This is a genomic window from Maribacter aquimaris (genome assembly GCF_014596745.1).
Taxonomy (GTDB): domain Bacteria; phylum Bacteroidota; class Bacteroidia; order Flavobacteriales; family Flavobacteriaceae; genus Maribacter_A; species Maribacter_A aquimaris.
Window position 1 is genome coordinate 231,775 of record NZ_JABTCF010000007.1, and the last position, 6,752, is coordinate 238,526.

Annotated in this window: 2 protein-coding genes; both read left to right on the forward strand. The window is 42.0% G+C overall.

The window, feature by feature from the left end; genetic code table 11:
* The first annotated feature begins 195 nt into the window (after positions 1-195).
* Complete coding sequence (gene gltB / locus HPE56_RS12700; protein WP_188244127.1) at positions 196-4,704, forward strand: glutamate synthase large subunit; 4,509 nt, start codon at positions 196-198, stop codon at positions 4,702-4,704.
* Positions 4,705-4,712: 8 nt separating this feature from the next.
* Positions 4,713-6,179 (forward strand): glutamate synthase subunit beta, encoded by a 1,467-nt coding sequence (locus HPE56_RS12705; protein WP_188244128.1) that lies wholly within the window; start codon positions 4,713-4,715, stop codon positions 6,177-6,179.
* Positions 6,180-6,752: the final 573 nt, after the last annotated feature.

Consider the following 6,752-nt stretch of genomic DNA (forward strand, 5'->3'; position numbering starts at 1 on the left):
AGTACAACTTCACCAAACCAAGGTTGTGGATTCTTATATAATCGTTTGCGGAATTCTTAATAAACGCCATGTAAAAATTCGATATTGAAGTTATTAAATCAAATATTTAAAAACGTTGGTTTTTTTTGTTACAAAACGGTCGAATGATAAATATAATTCATATAATGTAATATTTTTGCGTAAATACCATAATTTATGAAGTTGAAAAAACAAGGGTTATACCTGCCGGAATTTGAACACGATAATTGTGGCGCCGGTTTTATATGTAGTCTTAAAGGGGAAAAGTCGAACGACATTATCCATAAGGCTTTGGAGATTTTGGACAAACTAGAACATCGTGGTGCGGTAAGTGCTGATGGCAAAACCGGTGATGGGGCCGGCATACTTATTGACATCCCCCATGATTTCTTTGTCGACGTATGCGATTTTGAACTGCCCTCTGCCGGGGATTATGCCGTAGGCAACATATTCCTTCCCCAAAAGGAAAACCAAAGGACTTTCTGTATCAAGGAGTTCGAGAAAAATATTGAAAATCAAGGATTGCGACTACTAGGTTGGCGCGATGTACCTGTAAACCGTTCGATTCCTGGCCGAATCGCCATGGAAACAGAACCTTTTGTAAAACAGGTCTTTATCGCCAAAGAAAATGCCGAACAGGATTTCTTTCAGTTCAACTTAAAATTGTTCATTGCCAGAAAAATAACCGAGCATGCGATTTTAAATTCAAAACTATCTGAAAGCCAGTTCTTCTACGTACCAAGTTTATCAACGAAAATAATCATCTTCAAGGGGCTTTTAATGCCGAAAGACATTAGCCTTTATTATACCGATTTAATGGACTCCAGGGTGGTCACTAGACTTTCCTTGGTACACCAACGTTTTTCTACCAACACCTTCCCTACATGGGATTTGGCACAACCCTTTAGGTATATGTGCCATAATGGTGAAATAAATACTTTACGTGGTAATGTATCGCGTATGAAATCAAGGGAAGAGTTGCTCGAAAGTGAGTGGTTCGGCGAGGATATCAAAAAAATACTGCCGGTCATACTTCCGGGTAAATCCGATTCCGCCACTATGGATATGGTTGTGGAACTACTTTTAATGACAGGACGCTCACTACCTGAGGTAATGATGATGTTAGTGCCAGAGGCATGGGAAAAAAACAGCGAAATGTCGGAAGCAAAACGTGCTTTCTACGAGTACAATTCCTGTAGTATGGAACCTTGGGACGGACCAGCTTCCATACCTTTTACCGACGGTAACTATATCGGTGCTCTTCTAGACCGGAACGGTTTACGCCCTTCAAGGTATACCGTAACCAAAAATGGCAATGTCATCATGTCCTCTGAAACCGGGGTCATCGACATAAAACCTGAGGATGTTGAATTTCACGGTAGACTCGAACCTGGTAAAATGTTCTTAGTGAACATGGAAGAAGGTAGAATCATCAATGATGAGGAAATAAAGGAAGAGATTGCCCAAAGGCACCCTTACAAAAAATGGTTGGATGAAAACCTGGTTCACCTTATAGACATCCCTTATAATGATTGCCCACTCTTTTTAGGGGAAGCCTCCTTGGAAAAACGCAAGGCTGTTTTCGGTTACACCCTAGAGGATATCAATACCCTTATCCTCCCTATGGGCAAAACGGCGAAGGAACCTATCGGATCAATGGGATCGGATACCCCTATAGCTGTTCTTTCTGAACGTCCACAACATATTTACAATTACTTCAAACAATTGTTCGCCCAAGTCACGAACCCACCCTTAGACGGGATACGTGAGGAGTTGATAACCGATATCAGCCTTACTTTGGGAAGTGACCATAATCTATTTACAATCACTGAAAAACATTGTAGAAAACTTAAGATCCAAAATCCTGTTATCTCAAAAGAGGATTTGGATAAAATAAAAAATTACGATGCCAGTCCTGACTATAAGGTAGTTTCCATTCCTATATTGTACGAGATCACAAAAGGTTTAAACGGATTGGAAGACGCCCTTGAATCAGTACTACAACAAGCTTCCAACGCCATTGACGATGGTGCGAACATCATTATACTGTCGGACAGGAACACCAATGAGGAAATAGCCCCCATACCTGCCCTATTGGCCTGCTCCTATGTGAACAGTGGCCTTCAAAAAAATGGTAACCGTTCGAATTTGAGTATAATCATTGAATCTGCGGAACCTCGTGAGGTCCATCATTTCGCCCTCTTATTCGGCTTTGGCGCCAGTGCGATAAACCCTTATTTGGTCAATGAGATTATTGCTGAGCAAATAGAAGAACATGATATTACAGAGCTCACCGCTGAAGAGGCTATAAAAAATTACAATAAGGCTATTGGTAAAGGAATACTCAAGGTCATGAACAAAATTGGTATTTCCACCTTAAATTCATATCGTGGATCCCAGTTGTTCGAATGCATTGGGATCAACACCAAGGTGGTCAATAAATATTTCCCGAACACACCCACCCGAATCCAAGGTGTCGGACTCTATGAAATAGAAAAGGAAATTGCAAAAAGACATCACAAAGCCTATAACAAAAGTGAAATTGCCGCAAACCTCGATTTAGAGGTCGGCGGAGAATACCGATGGAGAAGGAATGGGGAAAGACACATGTTCAACCCCCTATCGGTCGCTAAGCTCCAAAAAGCTGTTAGAGGCAACGAACCGGACACCTATAAGGAGTTCGCAGCCATGGTGAATGAACAATCCAAAAATTTAATGACCATTCGTGGTTTATTTGAGTTTTCCAATTTCGACCCCATTCCCTTGGATGAGGTTGAGCCTTGGACCGATATCGTAAAACGGTTTAAGACAGGAGCCATGTCCTATGGATCGATCAGTAAGGAAGCTCACGAAAATCTGGCCATTGCCATGAACCGTATTGGAGGTAAGAGCAATTCCGGTGAAGGTGGCGAGGATGCGGATCGTTTTTATAAGAACCAAACCGGTGAATGGCGGAACAGTGCCATTAAACAAGTTGCATCCGGTAGGTTTGGGGTTACTTCGAATTACCTAACGAATGCCCAAGAAATACAAATTAAAATGGCCCAAGGGGCCAAACCTGGTGAAGGGGGACAATTACCGGGTCCCAAAGTGAATCCGGCTATTGCCAAAACCAGAAATTCAACCCCATATGTAGGATTGATTTCCCCTCCACCACATCACGATATTTATTCTATCGAGGATTTATCACAATTGATTTTTGACCTTAAATCCGCCAATAGAAAAGCCCGTATCAATGTTAAGTTGGTATCGGAAGTGGGGGTAGGTACCGTTGCCGCAGGAGTTTCCAAAGCCAAAGCCGACGTCGTCCTTATTTCCGGTTTTGATGGAGGAACAGGGGCATCTCCCCTAACATCATTGAAGCATGCCGGACTCCCTTGGGAATTAGGTATTGCTGAAGCCCAACAAACACTGGTCTTAAACGACCTAAGAAATAGGATTGTCTTGGAATGCGACGGACAATTGAAAACAGGACGTGATGTAGCCATTGCATGTCTTTTAGGTGCTGAGGAGTTTGGTTTTGCAACCGCTCCATTGGTAGCCTCCGGCTGTGTAATGATGCGTGTATGCCATCTAAACACCTGTCCAGTAGGTATTGCAACCCAAAACCCGGAATTGCGTAAGAAATTCAAAGGGAAACCTGAACATGTTGTAAATTACATGTATTTCGTAGCCCAAGAGCTTCGTGAAATTATGGCGCAACTCGGATTTAGGACTGTCAATGAAATGGTTGGTCAAGTCCAAAAATTAGATCGCAAAAAGGCTATTGACCACTATAAGGCCAACGGAATAGATTTAACACCTATCCTACATGAAATAGATGTTCCCAAGGGTACTAAATTTTACAATACCCAAAAGCAACAGCACGATGTCCACAAATCCATCGAATTCAAAATTCTGGAGAAAGCCAGACCGGCTTTATTCAGAAAGGAGAAGATATCGTTGGACTTTCCTATAAAGAATACAGATAGGGCTGTTGGAGCCATAATAAGTAATGAAATATCAAAGGTTTATGGTGCCCAAGGATTACCGATAAATACCATAAAACTCAATTTTACAGGTTCAGCCGGACAAAGTTTCGGGGCTTTTGCAACACGCGGCCTTACCATGACCGTGAATGGCAATACCAATGACTATTTAGGTAAAGGACTGTCCGGTGCCAAATTGGTCATAAAGGTACCTGAAAAATCAACCATCATTCCCGAAGAAAATGTCATTACAGGCAACGTTACCCTGTATGGTGCAACCGCAGGAAGGGCCTATATCAATGGGAAGGCTGGTGAACGTTTTTGTGTTCGTAATTCAGGGGCCAAAACCGTCGTAGAAGGTATCGGAGATCATGGCTGTGAATATATGACCGGAGGGGTTGCCGTCATTCTCGGTGAAGTGGGTCGAAATTTCGGCGCTGGAATGAGTGGTGGTATTGCTTATGTTTACGACAAGAACAAAACCTTTGAGAAAAATTGCAACAAAGAGGCACTGAACCTATTAGCTGTCGAAGAAGACCAGGATATCAAACAATTAAAGGAACTTATCGAAAGTCATTACAATTGTACAATGAGTCCGCTGGCACAGCGCATTCTTGAGCATTGGGAAGAATGCCTTCCTAGTTTCATTAAGGTATTCCCTGAAGAATACAGACAGGCATTGATTCGTTTAGAAAAAGAAACATTACAAACAATTTAAATCGAAACATGGGAAAGATCACAGGATTTTTGGAATTCGATAGAAAAATAGAGGAATACGCTCCCGTGGAAACACGTGTAAAAAACTATAAGGAGTTTACCATTCCATTAAAAGAATCAACACTGAAAGAGCAAGGAGCCCGTTGTATGGATTGTGGTATTCCTTTTTGCCATAGCGGATGTCCTTTAGGTAACCTCATACCTGATTTCAACGATGCCGTATACCGTGGCAAATGGGAAAAAGCAGCAAAAATATTACATGCAACCAACAACTATCCTGAATTTACAGGAAGATTATGTCCTGCTCCGTGTGAAGAAGCGTGTGTACTAGGGATCAATGAAGACCCTGTTACCATTGAAAATATTGAAAAGAACATTGTTGAAACCGCTTTTGCAAATGGTTGGATCAAACCCGAACCGCCTAAGGTACGGACAGGAAAAAAGGTAGCCGTTATAGGTTCTGGTCCCTCGGGATTGGCTGCCGCACAACAATTAAACCGTGCCGGACACCTCGTAACCGTTTTCGAAAGGGATGAAAAACCGGGTGGACTTCTACGTTATGGCATTCCTGATTTTAAAATGGAGAAAAGCGTTATCGATAGAAGGTTGGAAATACTCAAAGAAGAAGGTATTGATTTCCAATGCGGGGTTCACGTTGGCGTAGATGTAAAAGCCGATCAATTAAAGAATGAATATGATGCCTTGGTATTATGTGGAGGAGCTACGGTAAGACGAAATCTTCCCATAAAAGGTGCAGACCTTAAAGGTGTGGTGCAAGCTATGGATTTCCTAGGCCAAAATAACCGTAGGGTTGATGGCCTAAAGTATCAAGGGGAAGAAATATTGGCTACTGACAAAAATGTAATCGTTATTGGAGGCGGTGATACAGGATCAGATTGTATTGGTACTTCGATCAGACATGGTGCAAAATCAGTAACCAACTTTGAAATCATGTCCAAGGGAACACCTGAGCGTCCAGAAGGACAACCATGGCCATTTTGGCCTATGCGCCTACGTACCAGCTCTTCCCACAAAGAAGGTGCCGAACGTTATTTCAGTATTTCAACCAAAGAATTCGTTGGGGATAAGGAGGGTAATCTTACTGGACTGATCACTACTGAGGTTGAATGGATTACGGCACCGGGAAAACGCCCTATACTAAAGGAAGTAGAAGGCACTGAGAAAGAATGGAAATGTGAACTGGTTCTATTGGCCCTTGGTTTTACAGGTTCTGAAATGACCATTGCCGAGCAATTGGGACTAGAAGCAGACCCAAGAACAAATATCAAGGCTTCTGAAAAAGATTACATGAGTAATATCCCAGGGATATTTGTCGCAGGTGATCAACGCAGGGGACAATCCTTGATTGTTTGGGCTATTTCCGAAGGGAGACAAGCTGCTTACCATGTAGACACTTACTTAATGGGTGAATCGGAATTACCTCTAAAAGGGCCAGGGGATTTACCAAGAGTATAGCTAGTTCTATTTATAACATTAAAAAAAGCCACTTTTAAAAAGGTGGCTTTTTCGTTTCCCTTATTTACCTTGTATTACCTTCTATCCCCCTTAATTGATGAATCAAATCAATATGCCTTATATATTCTAATCCTTAGCCAATGTAATCAGTGCCCTTACTAAAGGTCTATCACCATCTTTTGTTGAAAAATACATAGTTCAAAGTATTACGCTTTTTTAGAATAAGCAGTACATACAGTACTTTGACTCAAATCTAGATAGGATTCCTTTAGAAAGTAGGTACACTAAAAAGCTGTAGCAACGCTTTATTAAGTGTTTGGCGTGAGCAATCAGTTCCTTAATAGCCCCATAAAAAAAGTCTTTCACATATTGTGGTGGGGTTTCAAGAGGGTACCGACGCTTTAGGTCGGGCTGTACCAAGGGCGGCCTATTCATTATGCTGCCCGAAGGGGCAGGTCATCGGTCCTACAAAAATGGGTCAAAAAAAAAGAGTCCCTCACATTGCTGTGAAGGACTCTCGAAAAAGGCGGCGGCCTACTCTCCCACTTAGTGTAGCAGTACCATCGGCGCAGA

Excerpts from the sequence above, each read along its gene's own strand:
- gltB (WP_188244127.1), top strand. The coding sequence starts at position 196 with ATGAAGTTGAAAAAACAAGGGTTATACCTGCCGGAATTTGAACACGAT.
- HPE56_RS12705 (WP_188244128.1), top strand. The coding sequence starts at position 4,713 with ATGGGAAAGATCACAGGATTTTTGGAATTCGATAGAAAAATAGAGGAA.